Origin of the sequence: Xanthomonas euvesicatoria (genome assembly GCF_013112235.1) — a bacterium.
Taxonomy (GTDB): Bacteria; Pseudomonadota; Gammaproteobacteria; order Xanthomonadales; family Xanthomonadaceae; genus Xanthomonas; species Xanthomonas euvesicatoria.
Genome location: NZ_JABFFS010000001.1, coordinates 2,375,198 through 2,392,269, shown reverse-complemented (window position 1 = coordinate 2,392,269; position 17,072 = coordinate 2,375,198). Strand labels below are relative to the sequence as shown.

General features: G+C 65.4%; 16 protein-coding genes. 5 read left to right on the top strand and 11 right to left on the bottom strand.

The features are described from left to right. Positions 1-42 precede the first annotated feature (42 nt). The 9 genes from HLH45_RS10405 to HLH45_RS10365 form a co-directional block, all read right to left on the bottom strand. Entirely contained in the window at positions 43-1,398 is a 1,356-nt protein-coding gene (locus tag HLH45_RS10405) for an aminodeoxychorismate synthase component I (RefSeq protein WP_008571601.1), read from the bottom strand. Positions 1,399-1,563: 165 nt separating this feature from the next. After that, a complete protein-coding gene (fabF, locus tag HLH45_RS10400; RefSeq protein WP_011346636.1) occupies positions 1,564-2,799 on the bottom strand; it encodes a beta-ketoacyl-ACP synthase II in 1,236 nt (411 codons plus the stop codon). A 141-nt stretch (positions 2,800-2,940) separates the two neighbouring features. Then, complete coding sequence (gene acpP, locus HLH45_RS10395) at positions 2,941-3,180, bottom strand: acyl carrier protein (protein WP_002814322.1); 240 nt, start codon at positions 3,178-3,180, stop codon at positions 2,941-2,943. A 204-nt stretch (positions 3,181-3,384) separates the two neighbouring features. Next, the gene (fabG, locus tag HLH45_RS10390) at positions 3,385-4,128 is read right to left on the bottom strand and encodes a 3-oxoacyl-ACP reductase FabG (RefSeq protein ID WP_008571604.1); all 744 of its coding nucleotides are present in this window, start codon (positions 4,126-4,128) and stop codon (positions 3,385-3,387) included. 82 nt (positions 4,129-4,210) lie between these two features. Further along, on the bottom strand, positions 4,211-5,155 hold the full coding sequence (gene fabD, locus HLH45_RS10385; RefSeq protein ID WP_033478521.1) for an ACP S-malonyltransferase: 945 nt from the start codon (positions 5,153-5,155) through the stop codon (positions 4,211-4,213). Between the two features lie 288 nt (positions 5,156-5,443). Beyond that, positions 5,444-5,884: an MEKHLA domain-containing protein gene (locus HLH45_RS10380; RefSeq protein ID WP_008571606.1), complete on the bottom strand. Its 441-nt coding sequence runs from the start codon at positions 5,882-5,884 to the stop codon at positions 5,444-5,446. 247 nt (positions 5,885-6,131) lie between these two features. Then, positions 6,132-7,109 carry a beta-ketoacyl-ACP synthase III gene (locus HLH45_RS10375; protein WP_008571607.1) on the bottom strand — a complete coding sequence of 326 codons (978 nt, stop codon included), beginning with the start codon at positions 7,107-7,109 and terminating at the stop codon, positions 6,132-6,134. A gap of 90 nt (positions 7,110-7,199) precedes the next feature. Continuing rightward, the gene (gene rpmF, locus HLH45_RS10370; RefSeq protein ID WP_003483870.1) at positions 7,200-7,394 is read right to left on the bottom strand and encodes a 50S ribosomal protein L32; all 195 of its coding nucleotides are present in this window, start codon (positions 7,392-7,394) and stop codon (positions 7,200-7,202) included. A 97-nt stretch (positions 7,395-7,491) separates the two neighbouring features. Continuing rightward, on the bottom strand, positions 7,492-8,001 hold the full coding sequence (locus HLH45_RS10365) for a YceD family protein (protein WP_008571609.1): 510 nt from the start codon (positions 7,999-8,001) through the stop codon (positions 7,492-7,494). A gap of 111 nt (positions 8,002-8,112) precedes the next feature. On the opposite strand from HLH45_RS10365, the gene HLH45_RS10360 reads away from it, so the two are divergent. Continuing rightward, positions 8,113-8,688: a Maf family protein gene (locus HLH45_RS10360; RefSeq protein ID WP_008571610.1), complete on the top strand. Its 576-nt coding sequence runs from the start codon at positions 8,113-8,115 to the stop codon at positions 8,686-8,688. Positions 8,689-8,792: 104 nt separating this feature from the next. On the opposite strand, the gene HLH45_RS10355 is transcribed toward HLH45_RS10360, so the two are convergent. Together HLH45_RS10355 and HLH45_RS10350 are read right to left on the bottom strand one after the other, a co-directional pair. After that, complete coding sequence (locus tag HLH45_RS10355; protein ID WP_008571611.1) at positions 8,793-10,610, bottom strand: hypothetical protein; 1,818 nt, start codon at positions 10,608-10,610, stop codon at positions 8,793-8,795. Between the two features lie 124 nt (positions 10,611-10,734). Next, positions 10,735-12,606 carry an ArnT family glycosyltransferase gene (locus HLH45_RS10350; RefSeq protein ID WP_008571612.1) on the bottom strand — a complete coding sequence of 624 codons (1,872 nt, stop codon included), beginning with the start codon at positions 12,604-12,606 and terminating at the stop codon, positions 10,735-10,737. Between the two features lie 37 nt (positions 12,607-12,643). Here HLH45_RS10350 and HLH45_RS10345 point away from each other — a divergent pair, with 37 nt between their 5' ends. From HLH45_RS10345 to HLH45_RS10330, 4 genes are read left to right on the top strand one after another with little or no spacing between them, the layout of a single operon-like run. Further along, complete coding sequence (locus HLH45_RS10345) at positions 12,644-13,597, top strand: AAA family ATPase (RefSeq protein WP_031421433.1); 954 nt, start codon at positions 12,644-12,646, stop codon at positions 13,595-13,597. Between the two features lie 4 nt (positions 13,598-13,601). Then, positions 13,602-14,558 carry a DUF58 domain-containing protein gene (locus tag HLH45_RS10340; protein ID WP_008571614.1) on the top strand — a complete coding sequence of 319 codons (957 nt, stop codon included), beginning with the start codon at positions 13,602-13,604 and terminating at the stop codon, positions 14,556-14,558. Then, a complete protein-coding gene (locus tag HLH45_RS10335) occupies positions 14,551-16,503 on the top strand; it encodes a transglutaminase TgpA family protein (protein ID WP_008571616.1) in 1,953 nt (650 codons plus the stop codon). The genes HLH45_RS10340 and HLH45_RS10335 overlap by 8 nt, the downstream gene beginning before the upstream one ends. Continuing rightward, positions 16,500-17,033, top strand: coding sequence for a Slp family lipoprotein (locus tag HLH45_RS10330; RefSeq protein ID WP_007968994.1), 534 nt, complete (start codon positions 16,500-16,502; stop codon positions 17,031-17,033). The genes HLH45_RS10335 and HLH45_RS10330 overlap by 4 nt, the downstream gene beginning before the upstream one ends. Positions 17,034-17,072 lie beyond the last annotated feature (39 nt).

Below are 17,072 nucleotides of genomic sequence, written 5' to 3'. Positions count from 1 at the left end.
CCGCGCAGGATACCGCGCGCCGGTGATGTCCCGTTGAAGCGCTCATGTCTGCTCGATCGCACGCAATACGCCCCGTGCCTTGGCGCGGGTTTCGTCCAGCTCGCGCTGCGGATCCGAATCCACCACGATCCCGGCCCCGGTGCGGAACCGCACCTGGTGACCGGCCACCTCGGCCGTGCGGATCAGGATATTCAGATCCATGTCGCCGTCGCGATTGAGCCAGCCGAATGCGCCGGTATAGGCCCCACGCGCGGTCTGTTCGAGCTCGGCGATGACCTGCATGCAGCGCACCTTCGGGCAACCGGTAATGGTGCCGCCGGGGAACACCGCGGCAATCACCTCACCGGGCGTCACTCCGGCACGCAGGCGCCCACGCACGTTGCTGACGATGTGATGCACATGGGCATAGCTCTCCACGCACATCAACTCGTCCACCTCCACGGTGCCCGGCGCGCAGAGGCGGCCCAGGTCGTTGCGTTCCAGATCGATCAGCATCACGTGCTCGGCGCGCTCCTTCGGATGCCCGACCAGCTCACGGATACGTGCGGCATCGTCGTCGCCGGCAAACCGCGCGCGGGTGCCGGCGATCGGGCGCGTCTGCACCACATCGCCCTGTACCGACACCAGCCGCTCGGGCGAGGAACTGGCCACTGCACGCCCGGCCGCCACGAACAGGCCGGCGAACGGCGCAGGATTGGCCGCACGCAGGCGCGCATGCAACGCGGCCGGATCGACCACCGCAGCGAATGCCGCGTGCCACGCGCGCGAGATATTGGCCTGGAACACATCGCCGGCGCGCAGGTAATCGAGCACGCGCTCCACCGCCGCGGTGAAACGCTCGGGAGCATCTTCGTCCACGGCAAGCGGCCCGGCCCAGGCAGGCAGCGGCGGCAGTGCGGCGCAGGCAGCAATGTCCTCGCCGATCTGCTGCAACAACTCCTCGCGGCCCGGCTCTGCCAGCGCCACGCAGTGCCCGTGCAGGCGATCGCGCAGCACCGCTGCCGGCGCGCGCAAGGCCAGCGCAGTGGGCAAGCCATCGGTGCGCGTCGGCAGTTGCAGAATCGGTTCGACCTGCGCGGCCAGTTCGTAATCCAGCAGCACCGCCCAACCGCCGCGAAACGGCCAGGGGCTTGCAGGCGCGTGCGGCACCCGCTCGGCCTGCCAGGCGGCATCCAGCGCCGCCAGAAAGCCGCCCTCCAGCACTTGCCCAGCGCCATCGCGCGTGCATCCGTCCGGATCCAGCCGCAGGCATGGCCCCTCTGCCAGCAACAGCACATCCCAGCGACCGTGCTCGGTGCCGGAAGCGCTGGATTCCAGCAGGGCCGGATAGCGTTGCGGTGACAGCCGATGCAGCGCCAGCAGGTCGATGTCCGCGTGCAGTGATCGGGTAAGCGTCATCGGTCCGGCATGGCGTGGGATACAGACGCGCCGCTGCCTTACGCAGCGCGCGAGGAGTGAATCAAAGGGTGATCGCAGGAGTGAACATCAACCCGCAAGCCGGCAGTGCATGCGGCAGCCAGGCAGGTCGCGCGCCGATGACGGCCACGCGACCGATATGCAGGGTCAAACGCGCTTGAACACCAGCGTGCCGTTGGTGCCGCCAAAGCCGAAGCCGTTGGACATCACCGCATCCACCTGTACCTCGCGCGCCACGTTCGGCACGTAATCCAGGTCGCAGCCCTCGCTTGGCTCTTCCAGGTTGATGGTCGGCGGGATGATGCCGGTGTGCAGCGCCATCACCGAGAAAATCGCTTCCACACCGCCGGCCGCGCCGAGCAGATGCCCGGTCATCGACTTGGTCGAGCTCACCATGGTCTTGTAGGCGTGATCGCCCAGGGCGCGCTTCATCGCCATCGTTTCGGCCAGGTCGCCCAGCGGCGTGGAGGTGCCGTGCGCGTTGAGGTAGCCGATCTGCTCGGGGTTGAGCTTGGCATCGCGCATCGCTGCCGCCATGCTGCGCGCCGCGCCCTCGCCGTCTTCGCTGGGAGCGGTCATGTGGAACGCATCGGAACTGGCGCCAAAGCCCACCAGCTCGGCATAGATGCGTGCGCCACGCGCCTTGGCGTGTTCGTACTCTTCCAGCACCAGCACGCCGGCACCGTCGCCCAGCACGAAGCCATCGCGCTGCTTGTCCCACGGCCGCGAAGCGCCGGTCGGGTCGTCGTTGCGGGTGGACATCGCCTTCATGGCGCAAAAGCCGCCCACCGAACTGGGCGACGAACCGCGCTCGGCACCGCCAGCCAGCATCACATCGGCATCGCCGTGCTGGATCATGCGCATCGCGGTACCGATCGAGTGGTTGGACGTGGCACAGGCCGATACTGCCGAGAACGTCGGGCCTTTCAGGCCTTTGATCAGGCTCACCTGGCCGGGCAGCATGTTGATGATGGTGCTGGGCACATAGAACGGCGAAATCTTGCGCGCGCCGCCCTCATGGAATTTGATGGTCTGCTCTTCGATGCCGAGCAGCCCGCCGATGCCGGAGCCGAGAATGGCGCCCACGCGTTCGGCATTGCTTTCGTCGATTTCCAGGCCGGAATCGTCCAGCGCCATGAACGAGGCGCCGACACCGTAGTGGATGAACGAATCCATCTTCTTGACGTCCTTGGCGGACACAAAAAGCGTGGGGTCGAAATTCTTGATTTCACCGGCGATCTTGGTGGTGAACTGCGAGGCATCGATCTGCGTGATCGGGCCAATGCCCGAGCGGCCGTGGACGATTCCATCCCAGCTGGTGGCCAGATCATTGCCCAGCGGCGACACCATGCCCATGCCGGTAACGACAACACGACGACTCATTGCAGATCTCCTCACCACGGAACGGACGGTGCTTGGGGTTTGCGGGTGACACTTGAAAAACACAGGGCCGCATCAGCGGCCCCATGGAATGTCTGATGCGGCAGCGGCTCGATGCACGCCGCCACGATCAGGAACAACGCATCAGCTCTTGACGTGAGCCTTGACGTAGTCGATCGCCTGCTGCACCGAGGTGATCTTCTCGGCCTCTTCGTCCGGGATCTCGCACTCGAACTCTTCTTCCAGCGCCATCACCAGCTCGACGGTGTCCAGCGAGTCGGCACCCAGATCATCGACGAACGATGCGCTGGTGGTGACTTCCTCTTCCTTGACGCCGAGTTGTTCGACGACGATTTTCTTGACGCGTTCTTCGATGGTGCTCATTGGGGATATCGCTCCAGCTGGAGTAGTGGTGGTTCGAGTTTTAGGATCCCCGCACACGGATGTGCGGTGCTCCTGTGAGGGACTCACAAAACGCCATCGCCGCTGCGATGGCCGCGTTGGATAGTGTAGTGGAAGCGACCGGGCCTTGCATTGCATCACAACTCCCGGCCGATCAGCCACTTAGCGCCTCCCGGCGCCGCACGCTTACGGCATGTACATGCCACCGTTGACGTGCAGGGTCTCACCGGTGATGTAGCGGGCCGTCGGGCCGGCCAGAAACGCCACCGCATTGGCGATGTCTTCCGGCTCGCCAAGATGGCCCAGCGCAATCTGCTGCAGCAAGGCGGTCCTGGCCTCGTCCGGCAGCGCCTTGGTCATGTCGGTATCGATGAAACCGGGCGCCACCACATTCACGGTCACCCCGCGCGAGCCGATTTCCTTGGCCAGCGATTTGGAAAACGCGATGATGCCGGCCTTGGCGGCGGCATAGTTGGTCTGGCCAGGATTACCGGTCACGCCCACCACCGAGGCGATATTGATGATGCGACCCTTGCGCGCCTTCATCATGCCGCGCATGACCGCCTTGGAGGTGCGGAACACGCTGGTCAGGTTGGTGTCGATGATCGCCTGCCAGTCGTCGTCCTTCATCCGCATCAACAGATTGTCGCGGGTGATGCCGGCGTTGTTGACCAGGATCGAGATGGCGCCGAACTCCTTGCCGATGGCATCGATCAGGCCATCGACTGCAGTCGCGTCGGTGACGTTCAACTCACGGCCGTGTCCGCCGTGGGCGGCCAGACGCTCGCCGATCGCCGCGGCGCCGGAGGCCGAGGTGGCGGTGCCGATGACCGTGGCGCCCTGGGCGGCCAGGGTATCGGCAATGGCCGCACCGATGCCGCGACTGGCGCCGGTGACGAGGGCGATTTCGCCCTGCAGGGGCTTGCTCATGATTGCTGTTCCTCGATGGGGGACGCCGCAACCGTGGCCGCGAACGTCGAGGGATGCCGGCACGGCCGGCAGCGGCGTTGGATCAGTGCACCCACGCGTCGAGCGCGCCGGCATAGTCGGCAGGCGTTGCCAGCGGCCGCGCGTCCAGGCTCTTGTCGATACGCTTGATCAGCCCGCTCAGCACCTTGCCCGGGCCGCATTCGGCAATGCGGGTGATGCCCTGGCTGGCGAGCGCCTGCACGCAGCCGGTCCATTGCACCGGCAGGTAGAGCTGCTCCACCAAGGCCTGGCGGATGGCCGTGTTGCCCTCATGCACGCGCGCGTCCACGTTCTGCACCACCGGAATCTGCGGGGCGTGCCAGGTCAGCCCGGCCATCGCCTCGCCAAGCTGATTGGCGGCATCGCGCATCAGCGGGGTATGCGAGGGCACGCTCACTGCCAGCTTGACCGCCTTGCGCACGCCGCGCTCGGCCAGCAGCGCCAACGCGCGATCCACCGCCGCAGCGTGGCCGCCGATCACGATCTGACCGGGCGAATTGAAGTTGGCCGGCACCACCACGTCGCTACCGGACGCCTGGTCACAGACCTCCTGCACCACGGCGTCTTCGGCGCCCAGCACCGCAGCCATCGCGCCAACGCCCGCCGGTGCCGCAGCCTGCATGAACTGGCCGCGCAACCGCACCAGATGCGCACCATCGTGCAACGACAGGGCGCCAGCCGCGACCAGCGCGGTGTATTCGCCCAGGCTGTGTCCCGCCAGCAGCGTCGGGCGCTGCCCGCGCTGGGCAGTCCACAGACGCCACACCGCCACGCCCGCAGCCAACAAGGCGGGCTGGGTGTATTCAGTGCGATTGAGCATTTCTTCCGGGCCGCCCTGGGACAATGCCCACAAGTCGACGCCGGCGCCCTCGGAGGCTTCGGCGAACGTTTCACGAATCTGCGGGTGCAGTTCGGACAGTTCGGCCAGCATGCCTAAGGACTGCGAGCCCTGGCCGGGAAACACGAAGGCGAGAGTGGATTCGGTCACGCGTTGCTGCCTACAAAAATCGAGCCGGGATCATACGTGCGAAATCGCCCCGGCGTCTGTACTGCCGCGTATGCAGAAGGCTCCGCGAACGTGTCGCGACGTCGCGAAACCGCACACCGGGCCTGGTCGGGCCGGGCGCGCGCAACGGCAACCGTCGCGCTGACGCGCCGCTATTCGGGTTCAATGGTGAAAGCGTTGCCGGCAAAGGCGGCGCGGCCAGCGCCCGCAAGGCCGGCGGGCGAGGAAGTGAAGGGCCAGGCGCACCCGGTGCTGCCACCTGCGCCTCGTCTACCCTGGCAATGGGAATGTTGCCGCTTGTCCACGCAGCATCCCGTCCTCATCGACGAGTTGCCAGACCACACCGTCGGCGATCCGGAAGCGGGAACCATCCTTCGCGATCCGCACACCCGCGTAGTTCCTGACGACGCCATCGCGGGTGACCGCATCGAGCAAACGCTGACGTTCCGCGCGTTCCGGCAATTCTGCCGATAGCCGCGATGGCATGCCGACGAACTCGCCCCAGTTGTAGCCGAATACGCGCTGCGCCGCCTGGTTCGCATAGACAAACCGCGGATCTGCCGCGATATCGTGCGCAAGCAGGGCGAACGGCGCATCGCGATACAGCCAATCGGGCTCGATCTGTCGATCTGCGACCAGCGGGCGGCCTGCAAACCGCTGGTAACTGCCAGTGAGCAAGGCGACGAAAACGGGGTCGTGGGCGGGGTGCATGCGCAGACTTTACTTGCCGGCCGGCCTGTCCGACGCCCCGGCCCGCAGACAGGTCGCATCCAGCGAATCAAGCCACTCACGTGACCTAAAACCGGGCGCTACCCTTCACGGAATTCAAGCGCTCCGGAAACCTACACAGGCCCCAGGCGGCAAGATTGCCACCATCGCAAGGAAAGACGAGTGTCCCGCCATGCACGCATCCGCGTGAGTGGACGTGCGCACCTGCTCGGCGCAGGACGCAGAAACGTCAGTAGCGCAGCAGCGCCGAGCCCCAGGTAAACCCGCCGCCGAAGGCTTCCAGCAACAGCAACTGGCCGCGCTGCACGCGACCGGAGCGCACCGCCTCGTCCAGCGCCAGCGGCACCGACGCAGACGACGTATTGCCATGGCGATCCACGGTGACGACCACCTGATCCATCGGCAGCTCCAGCCGCTTGGCGGTGGCTTCGATGATGCGCAGGTTGGCCTGATGCGGAATCAGCCAATCCAGGTCGTGCTTGTCGAAGCCATTGGCCGCCAGGGTCTCATCGACCACCGAGTCCAGCGCCTTGACCGCATACTTGAAGACGTCGTTGCCCTTCATCAGCAACGCGCCGCCGCCATTCTTGCCTTCGCCGAAGCCCACCGAGACCCCAACCGGGTCCCACAGCAGTTCTTTCTTGCTGCCATCGGCGTGCAAATGGGTGCTGAGGATGCCGGTTTCTTCGTCGGCCTTGAGGATCACCGCGCCGGCACCATCGCCGAACAGCACGCAGGTGGTGCGATCGGTCCAGTCGACGATGCGGGTCAGGGTTTCTGCGCCCACCACCAGCACGGTCTTGGCGTCGCCACTGCGCACGAACTTGTCGGCCACGCTGAGCGCGTAGACAAAACCCGAGCAGGCAGCGTTGACGTCCATCGCACCGCAACCGACGTTACCCAGCCGGGCCTGCAACAAGCAGGCGGTCGACGGAAAGATCAGGTCCGGGGTGGTGGTGCCGATGACGATCAGATCGATCTCGTCGGCGGTCACACCGGCCGCTTCCATCGCCTTCAGCGAGGCGAAATACGCCAGATCGCTGGTGGTCTGGTCGTCGGCAACGATGTGACGTTCACGGATGCCAGTGCGCGAGAAGATCCATTCATCGCTGGTGTCGACGATCTTCGACATGTCGTCGTTGGTCAACACCTTTTCGGGCAAATAGCTACCCGTGCCCGCGATTCTGGAATAGATCCGCTTGCTCATACTGTTCCCTGTTGCAAGAGCCGCGGTGACCGGCGGCTCCTGAAGAAGCGAGAGTCACCCGGCCGCGTCGAACGCGGCGGGCGCCACGGATCAATCTTCTTGGACGGCCGACGACTTGGTCGCGATCACCTTCTTGCCACGGTAGTAACCGTCGGCGGTGATGTGATGGCGCAGATGGATCTCGCCGCTGGTCGGGTCGGTCGACAGCTGCTTGGCGGTCAGGGCATCGTGCGAACGACGCTGGCCGCGACGGGACGGGGTGACACGGGATTTCTGCACAGCCATGGGATTGCTCCAACTTTAGTTCGATAACTTGTCTGTTGAGTCGAACAGCACGCTCTACGCCCGCGTCGACCTGTCTTACCGCCCTTAACAGCGGCGGTTACTGTTTCTTCAACGCTGCCAGCGCCGCGAACGGACTGGCCTTGTCCTGCTCTTCCTGGGTCGGAACCCATTCGGCGTCGACCGCTTCGCTGCCCGGCGCCACCGGCACCACTGGCACCGACAGCACCAGTTCGTCCTCGATCGTGTCGACGGCCCGCAGCATGCCATCTTCCGGTACCAGCAACGCTTCGTACTCGGCCGGCAATGCAGCTTCGTCGGCCTCGTCACGGATCAAACCAAGACGCTGTCTGATTTGCACCGGATACAGGAAGCGTTGCAGGCTGCGCTGGCAGGCCAGCGGAAGCTCCACATCGATACTGAGTTCGACATAGGCGACCTTGAGCAGAGGGTCTTGATCGAATTGAAGCGAATAGACACATTCGCCATCGGTATCGACAAGGCTTCCCTGCAGGCGGGTCATCGCAGATAGCGGGATGCGGCCATCGAAGCGCCTGCGCGCTGCGACCATCCGCCAAGCATCCAGCATTTCGGGCACGTTCGCGGACATAAGCCGCAGAATGTTAAAGACCCGCGGCAGCCCTGTCAAATGACCCCATTCATGCGATTGCCGCATGGGCCGCAGGACGGCAGACTCCCGTGACCACCCCGGTAGCGCGCCATGATGCCACGCCTGATCCTTGCGTCCACCTCTGTCTATCGGCGTGAGCTGCTCGCCCGTCTGCAACTCGACTTCGACACCGTCCGGCCGGAGGTCGACGAGCAGGCGCAGCCGGGCGAATCCCCGAGCGCAATGGCCAGCCGCCTGGCCGCGGAAAAAGCCGCCGCGGTGGCAGCCCGCTTCCCTGCTGCCTGGGTGATCGGCTCGGATCAGGTCGCCGACCTGGACGGTCAGCCGCTGGGCAAACCCGGCTCGCGCGAGCGGGCCCGAATGCAGCTGACTGCCATGTCTGGTCACACCGTACGCTTCCATACCGCCGTCAGCCTGGTCGGCCCGGAGCGCCAGCTGCACGCGCTGGACCTGACCGAGGTGCAGCTCCGCGCGCTGACGTCCGCCGAGATCGAACGCTACCTGGACGCCGAACCGGCCCTTGATTGCGCCGGCAGCTTCAAATGCGAAGGCCTCGGCATCAGCCTGTTCGACGCGATCCGCTCGCAGGACCCCACCGCCCTGGTGGGCCTGCCGTTGATCGCGCTGGCGCGGCTGCTACGGGAGGCGGAATTCGACCTGCCTTGAGTGATCGACAGCGATGACTCAGAAGGGCGCACGACCTCACCTGCCAGGCAAGCAGGGCGCCAGAACCGATTCAACCGCTTGAACCACCAGACGCGAAGGCAAGCCTAAAACCAGGCGCTCCTTCTTACCTTGAAAGCACGAAGACACGAGGGAGCAACGCTGCGTGCCGACCAACCAACCCACTGCGCCCCTCCCACACGCGTTGCCATGCCTAGCGGAGCTTCATCGCATACCAGTACCAGCCGCGATGCCGATGTCTCTGCCTTGAAATCAAATCGAACCGCCGAGGCATCTTTCAAGAGGTTACGGACAGGTGTCGCAGCAACATCGTCGATGGCAACTGGATCGGTGGGGACCTGCGTGCCCTCCAGATAGCGCGTTTCTGGCCAAGCGAAGATGGACGTATCTGCTGCCTTCAGTACCGGCAGCGCGTCGGCAACTTCCGCAAGAACCGTCTCTCCGTGGATGGCATCGACATCAATCACGCCGGCCGCTGCTGCGGTTGCCGTCATGTTGGCGGCAGTCTGCATGCGCTGCGCAAGGAGCGCCATCCATAGCGTGCTCGGCACCAGGCAACAGGCCAGCGCCAGGCCCGCCAACGCGACACGGCGCGGGTGCAAATTTCCATACCGAACGAACGACCACAACAATAGACCGCTCCAGAACAGGACCGACCAAGGCAAGTAGCGCGCCGCGAGCAATTGCTCGGGAAACGACTGAAAATACACGGCCCGCGCCAACGCGATTGCCGCTCCGACGGCAAGCGCAAACCAGGCCATTGAGATCGCCGTCAGCTCTGCAGCCGATTCGGCCCGCTGACGCCAGCGCGAGTAGGTAATGCCCATCAACCCACTTACGCCCAACAGCCCGACCACTCTGTGCGGCCAGGCCGAGATCATGACCGGGCCGAATACCGATGTGTACCCATGTGAGATTGCAACGGCCATTGCCCTCAATGATTCCACCGGCAATTTTTCTGCAACGCTCACGTCAACCAGTGGCAGCAAGGCATAGATAAACGGCGCCGACAGCCAACGCAGCACAATATCCAACTGAGAAAGTGGCGCGATGACGCGCGCATTTTGCATGTGCGCATCACCAGAGCCCACGACCAGCAGCAGGGATACAGAAAAGCCCGTTAGCACAATGCACCACTGGAGCCATGACGCCCTCCGCAGCAACAACATCACCAGCAAGGCAACGAACGTGGCAATCCCCGCACCAAAACAGAAGGTCGCTGCGAGCCCGCACAGTGCCGCAAGCACGGCACGCCACCAACCGCCACCGCGACCGAGCAAGCAACAACCGCCGACCAGAAACGTGGTAATCAGATAGACATGCACTGACTCATTTGCATGCGCCAGTGCCCGCTCGTTTCCCAGCCAGAAAACACTTAGCGTACAAACCAGCCCGGCGGCAGCGTACGCCATAGCACCCAGACGCTCAGTCCGAACCAGACGTAGCAGCATCCACACTGTCAGCAAAGCCAGCGCAACACCCGCCCAGATCTGCAGCCATTGATTTCCATCAAACCATCTGAGCTCGGCAAGACGCAGCAGATTGGGCAGGACCTCACGATGTCCGTTATCCACCGCAAGTACATTGCGCGGCCAAGGCTGGCTCAGCAGGTTGTTTGCGAATCGCCATGGATCGGCATAGAGCACCTTGGGCGACAGCGCGACCATTGCCAGCACTCCGACCGCGAGATAGAACCACTTTGCACCAAACAGCAACTGGCGCGAGAACCTGTTCCAAGCCCGGCCTGCTCCCAGCCGGTGGCCGGAGTCGCTGGATAAATCCCTATATTTGCGCTGCAATTGCTTTTCCTTTATTGCCTTGTCGGCCAGCGCCGGCCCTGTCACGACGGAGGAGCCAAGCACAAGGCCTGATGGGTGCATCTTGGCGACCGCCAGCGCGGCCAAACGTTTTCGCTCAGTATCTCTGATCGAGTTGCAACACTCCTCACCCACAGCCTACGTCTTCGGCCCGAGAAACAGGACAACGTAGAAGTTTGCTTGAACAGCGTGGCGACTCTTGCCGACCGCTCTAACGGGCGCTCGATCGGTGCAACTGGGCATCATTTCTGACAGTAATAAGTGGTTGCTCCCACCAATCTTCAACGCTGCCGTCGCGGCCGTGCAGGCGTAGCCCCAACCAATGAGTGCCGGGCGGCAAGGCGTGGGTGTCGAGCGCGGCGGTGAAGCCGACGTTGGGGTGCTGTGGGTCGTTGGAGATTTTCCAGTATGGGCGCACATCGAGCGGCGTGCCGTACCTAGCCTGCGCGACCGGGCGACCGTCGAGCAGCAGCTCGACATTCGCCAGCCCGACGCCATCCTTGAAGGCCCAGCCGCGCACCTCAAACTTGCCGGACACCGAGACCTTCGGCAGCGGCGCATCGATCCAGGCCATCGCCGGGGCCACGCACGGGCCCGGCTGGCGTTGCGCAGGCAGTGCGAACAGCAGAAAGCGCTGATAGCCGTGATCGGTGGACACCACGGTGGGCGGCGGCAGCGGGCCGACCATGTCGCAGATGGCGTGGTAGCGCTTCAACAGCTCGCGATAGCGCTGATCGCTGGGTGAGAGCACCAGCAGCCGTGGTCCGGTGCGCGTGCCATCGCTGAGCAGGCCCCACTGCTGCAGCTGCGCGCTGCGCCCGTGCTTGTCGTTCAACGTGGCAGGCAGCACCTCGATCTTGGCGTCGTGCAATTGGAAGCCGAGCTCGGCGCCAACCTTGAAATTTTCTGCCAACACGCGTGTGCCTGGCGGCATCTGCGCCAATCGGGATTTGACCGCATGGGCCAGATCGTTCCAGCCGGCGAAGTTGCGCGGGTAGTACTTTTCGCCAGCGGCATGCGCGCGGATCGACGGCACCGACACCGCCAGGTAGTAGCCGTATGCGCCAAGCATGCCCAGCAGTGCGATGAGCCACGCCGCGCGGCGCAGCGGATGCGGCCAGCGCATCAGGATCACCGGCACCGCCACCAGCAACGCCAGGTAGCCGGGCAATGGCCAGTGGAAGCTGATCCGCTCGGCATCGCTGAAGAAGCCCAGCACGAAGATCGCCACGGTCGAAATGCCGCCGAGCAAACCGAAATAGCGCCACTGCGCGCGCGAGCCGCCGCCGCTGCGGGTGCCGGCCAGACCGACCTTGACCATCGCCCAGGCCAGTAGCGGCGTCACCGCCACCGTCTGGATCAGCACAAACCACAGCCCGCCGATCTGGAACCGCCACGGGTGCCGGTCGACCAATTGAAAACGCAACCCGGCATCGTCGTGGTCGGTATTCCAGAACAGCAGCGGCAGCCAGCTCACCGCGCCGACGGTCAGTGCCATCCAGATGCGTGGGTCGCGCAACACCGCACGCCCCTGCGGGATGCACAGCAATGCGATGCAGCCCACCCCGATCACCCCGACAAAGCGGTAGTGGCTGAGCGCGCCGATGACCAGGCCGATGGCGAGCTCCAGCGCGCTGGTGGCATCGACCTCGCGCAATAAGCGCGCCCCGGCATCCATGCACAGCACCGCCGCCAATGCCATCGGCACATCCGGCACGGCCAGAATGCCCAGCGTTGCAGACAGCGGCATCAGCAAGGTCAGGCTGCCAGCTTGCCACCCCATCGTGGAGCCGAACCAGCGTGTGGCGATATGCGCGATCAACCAGGGAATCAGCGCGGAAATGGCCAGAAACGGTAGCCGCAGCGCCAGCAGATGATGTCCGCCCAGCTCCACGCCCAGTCGCGCCAGCCAGGCGGTCATGCCCGGCAGATCCGAATACGCCGCCGCCAGATGCTGGCCTTCCTGCCAGTAGAAGGCCTCGTCAACGAAGAGCGGCAAGCGTGCGGCGATCAATAGCTTGACGGCTGTCGCCAGTGTCCACAGGATCACGAAGGTGCGATGTGCGCGTTGGTCCCCCTGCATTGCCCTGTGCACTCTTCTTTTCACCTACGGAATTGTGATGTCGACACCGCTGCGTTCCACGGAAATGCTAACCGATGCGCTGCGCCAATCGCTGCGGCGCGCACAGGACCAGGTCAATTCGCTGCTGCTGGGCAAGGCGCAGGAAGTGCGGCTGGCATTCGTGGCCTTGTTGTCCGGAGGACATTTATTGATCGAGGACCTGCCCGGCCTGGGCAAGACCACGCTCGCCCACGCGATGGCCTCCAGCCTGGGGCTGGGCTTCCAGCGCGTGCAGTTCACCTCCGACCTGCTGCCGGCCGATGTGCTGGGCGTGTCCGTTTACGACGCCGCCTCGCGGCAGTTCCAGTTCCATCCCGGACCGGTGTTCACCAACGTGCTGCTGGCCGACGAAATCAACCGGGCCCCGCCGCGTACGCAGAGCGCGCTGCTGGAAGCAATGGCCGAGCAGCAGGTGACCCTGGATGGCGTGACGCATGCATTGCCGGAGCCGTTTTTCGTGATTGCCACGCAGAACCCGGTCGATCTGTCCGGCACCTTTCCGCTGCCCGATTCGCAGCTGGACCGTTTTCTGCTGCGGCTGAGCCTGGGCTACCCCAGCGCCGATGCCGAGCGTGCGCTGCTGTCGGGTACGGATCGGCGCGAACTGATTGCCCAGGCCGCCCCGCAACTGAGCGACGCCGACGTGGTCGCGCTGCGCGGGGTGGTCAACCAGATCCATGCCAGCGATGCGCTGATCGGCTATGTGCAGGCCCTGTTGCTGCGTAGCCGCCAGCATGCTGGGGTGCGCGTAGGCCTGTCGCCACGCGCTGGGATCGCCTTGCTGCGCGCGGCCAAGGCCTACGCATTGCTGCTTGGGCGCGAGCACGTGCTGCCCGAAGACGTGCAGGCGCTGTTTGTGGCCGTGGCCGGGCACCGGCTGGTGCCGGAAGCCGAATCGTCGTCCGGGCCGGCACTGGCCAAGGCGCTGCTGCACAGCGTGCCGGTGGACTGACCTGGTGCGCGCGCACCTGCGCGGCATCGTCCGCCGACTCAGCCTGCTGGCGCGGCCGCGGGGCGCGGAGGGCTTGCCGATCGTGCTGGATCGGCGGCGCATCTATGTGTTGCCGACCCGCTTCGGGCTGTTCGTCACGGCGTTACTGCTGGCGATGCTGCTCGGCGCACTGAACTACAACAACAATCCGGCGCTGCTGCTCGCGCTGTTGCTGGCCACGGCCGGGATCGCCAGCAGCATCATGGCGCACCTGCAGCTATCGGCACTGCGTATCGAAGCGGTCTCGGCCGAACCGGTGGTCGCCGGCGAACCGCTGCGCATGCGGGTGTCGCTGGCGCGCCGCGATACCCGCTTACGACGCGGGCTGCGGCTGGATCATCTGGACAGCAGCGGCTTCTGTGCGTTGATCGAGCACGACATGGCCGAGATCGACCTGCTGGTGCCGACCGAGCGCCGCGGCTGGCAGGATATCGAGCGCATCCGCCTGTCCAGCACCCAGCCGCTGGGCCTGGTGCGCGCCTGGTCGTGGGTATGGCCGGAAACGCCGTTGCTGGCCTACCCCCGGCCCGAAGAACAGGGTCCGGCGTTGCCCGAGGGGACGGGCTCGCCCAACAAGACGCGTCTGCATGCGCAAGGCGAAGAGCTGCACCAGCTGCGCCCGTATCGCGCTGGCGACGCTCCGCGCACGATTTCCTGGAAACACTCGGCACGGCGCGACACGCTCTTGGTGCGCGAATACGAACAGCCGCTGGGAATCGACGTCACACTGGACTGGCGGGCGCTCAGCGCGCTGCCGTACGAGCGCCGCATTGCGCGCCTTGCCCGCTGGGTCAACCTGGCCGAGCGCGACGGGCGCCGGTATCGCCTGCTGTTGCCTGGCCAGCCACCGTTAGGTCCCGCGCAAGGACCTTCGCACCACCACCTGTGCCAACGCGCCCTGGCCCTGCTTCCGCATGACTGAGCCCTCGCCCCCGATCAGCCAGGCCAGCCGCGCCTGGGTACTGGCCACCAGTTGGCTGGCCTTGACCCCGCTGCTGTTGCAGTTGCCCGGCCTGCTTGCGGCCACTGTCGCGGTGGCGGCGGTGCTGGTCGGCGTGCTGAGCTGGCGCGGCACCTTGATGGCGCCGGTGCGGCTGTTGTTGGTGATCGCAATGCTGGCGGCGGTGTATTGGCAGATCGGCATGCGCTTTGGCCGCGACACCGGCTGCGCGGTGCTGGCATCGATGCTGGCGATCAAGGCCTCCGAACTGCGCACCTTGCGCGATGCCCGCAGCCTGTTGGGTTTTGCGTTGTTCGCACCGTTTGCCGCCTTTCTGCTCGACCAGGGCCCGGCAACGATGGGCCTGGCATTGTTGGCGGTGGTCAGCGCCTTGCTGAGCATGCAGCGGCTGGCCGACGAAGAACAGCACACCGCCACGCCGGCCCTGCGCCTGCAATTGCGCAGTATGGGCAAGCTGGTTGCCATCGGCGTGCCGCTGGCGCTGGCCACGTTCTGGTTGCTGCCGCGGCTGAGTGCGCCGCTGTGGGGCGTGCCCGAGCGCGCGCTATCCCGGCCTGGCCTGTCGGACAACATGTCGCCGGGCGAATGGATCGACCTGATGGCCGACGACAGCCCGGCCTTGCGCGTGCAATTTGCCGGCAAGGCGCCGCCGCCGCAACAGCGCTACTGGCGCGGCCCGGTGATGTGGGACTTCGACGGCCGCACCTGGCAGCGCGCGCACTGGACCGGCCGCGGTCAGCCCGCTTCGGTCACCGCAGGTCCGCAAACCTACCGTTATCGCCTGGATTACGAGCCCACCGATCGCCGCCAGCTGGTGTCGCTGGATCTGCCTACCCAGGGCGTGCCCAACGCCGAGTTATCGCCGGACTACGAACTGTTCGCGCAACGGCCGTTGAGCGCACTGACGCGCTGGGACCTGCAATCGGCGCCGCCAACACGCTTCGATACCGACCTGCCCGACCAGTTGCGCAAGCGTGCACTTGCCCTGCCGCCCGGTTTCAATCCGCGTACGCTGACGCTGGCACGGCAATGGCGTGGCGAGGCCGGCAACAACGACGATGCGGTGGTGCAGCGCGCACTGCAGTGGATCACCCGAGAATTCGCCTACACGCTGGACACGCCGCTGCTCGGCCGCAACAGCGTCGACGAGTTCCTGTTTCAGCAAAAGGCCGGTTTCTGCGAACACTTCAGCTCCTCGTTCGTGGTGCTGATGCGCGCGGCCGGCATCCCGGCGCGCGTGGTGACCGGGTATGCCGGCGGCACCTACAACCGGTTGGGCAATTACTGGGTGGTACGCCGCATGGACGCGCACGCCTGGGCCGAAGTCTGGCTGGCCGGGCGTGGCTGGGTTCGCGTGGACCCCACCGCCGCAGTGGCGCCGGAACGCATCTACGACACCCTCGAAGATCGCCTGCAAGCCGGCGGCGGCAACGACTTCGCCGACCTCGGCACATGGGCCAGCCTGGGCCAGGTCAGCGACTGGCTGCGGCGCGGCTGGAACGAGCTAGTGCTGTCCTTCGATGCCGACCGTCAGCAACGGCTGCTGCAACCCTTCGGCATCGATCGCCTGGACACCTCGCAGCTGGCCGCCATCTTCGGCGTGTTCGCGGTAAGCGCGCTGGCGTGGATGGGTTGGCTGCTGGCACGTGGCGAACGTGAGCGCGACCCGTTGCTGCGTGCCTGGCACCGCCTGGGCCGCCGCTACCGCAAGCTCGGCCTTGCCCGTGAACTGCACGAACCGGCCGGTGTGTGGGCGCAACGTGTCGCCCGCTCACACCCGAATACGGCACTGTTGGCACTCAGCCAACGTTTCGCTGCCGCGCGATACGCTGGCGCTGATTCGGACAGCGCCACTCTCTTGAAAGACTTGCTGCAGCATCGCCCGCGAACCGGAGCTTCCTCATGAGTACCCGTTTTCTTGTTCCTCTTATCGCTGTGCTCGGGCTCGCAGCCTGCGCCACCGCACCCAAGCCGCTGCAGGGCCAGTTCCCCGCGGTCAGTCCGAGTGATTCAACTGCCAGCGCCCAGGTCGGCACGTCCGTGCGCTGGGGTGGCAAGATCATCAAGACCACGCCTGGCCAGGGCCAGACCTGCTTCGAGCTGATCTCGCGCCCGCTCAATGCCAGCGGTCGCCCCGACCGTAATGCCGTGGATGCCAGCGATGGCCGCTTCCTGGCCTGCCGCTCGGGCTTCTATGATCCGGCGGTGTTCGAGCCGGGCCGCGAAGTGACCTTCATCGGCAAGATCGAAGGCTACGAAACCACCAAGATCGGCGAATACGACTACAAGCTGCCCAAGGTCAATGCCGACGTGGTCTACCTGTGGCCGGTCGTGCGCGACGTGGAAGTCGTGCCGGCTTACCCGTATGGCCCGTGGGGCGACCCGTGGGGCCCGCGCTGGGGCGGCGGTTGGGGCTGGGGCCGCGGCTGGTGGTAATGCGCCGCTGAGCTGGGTTACTCGCAAAAACGCCGCTCG

Coding starts and splice junctions, on each gene's coding strand:
- HLH45_RS10405 (WP_008571601.1), bottom strand. CDS start 1,398: ATGACGCTTACCCGATCACTGCACGCGGACATCGACCTGCTGGCGCTG.
- fabF (WP_011346636.1), bottom strand. CDS start 2,799: ATGAGTCGTCGTGTTGTCGTTACCGGCATGGGCATGGTGTCGCCGCTG.
- acpP (WP_002814322.1), bottom strand. CDS start 3,180: ATGAGCACCATCGAAGAACGCGTCAAGAAAATCGTCGTCGAACAACTC.
- fabG (WP_008571604.1), bottom strand. CDS start 4,128: ATGAGCAAGCCCCTGCAGGGCGAAATCGCCCTCGTCACCGGCGCCAGT.
- HLH45_RS10380 (WP_008571606.1), bottom strand. CDS start 5,884: ATGCACCCCGCCCACGACCCCGTTTTCGTCGCCTTGCTCACTGGCAGT.
- HLH45_RS10375 (WP_008571607.1), bottom strand. CDS start 7,109: ATGAGCAAGCGGATCTATTCCAGAATCGCGGGCACGGGTAGCTATTTG.
- rpmF (WP_003483870.1), bottom strand. CDS start 7,394: ATGGCTGTGCAGAAATCCCGTGTCACCCCGTCCCGTCGCGGCCAGCGT.
- HLH45_RS10365 (WP_008571609.1), bottom strand. CDS start 8,001: ATGTCCGCGAACGTGCCCGAAATGCTGGATGCTTGGCGGATGGTCGCA.
- HLH45_RS10360 (WP_008571610.1), top strand. CDS start 8,113: ATGATGCCACGCCTGATCCTTGCGTCCACCTCTGTCTATCGGCGTGAG.
- HLH45_RS10350 (WP_008571612.1), bottom strand. CDS start 12,606: ATGCAGGGGGACCAACGCGCACATCGCACCTTCGTGATCCTGTGGACA.
- HLH45_RS10345 (WP_031421433.1), top strand. CDS start 12,644: ATGTCGACACCGCTGCGTTCCACGGAAATGCTAACCGATGCGCTGCGC.
- HLH45_RS10335 (WP_008571616.1), top strand. CDS start 14,551: ATGACTGAGCCCTCGCCCCCGATCAGCCAGGCCAGCCGCGCCTGGGTA.
- HLH45_RS10330 (WP_007968994.1), top strand. CDS start 16,500: ATGAGTACCCGTTTTCTTGTTCCTCTTATCGCTGTGCTCGGGCTCGCA.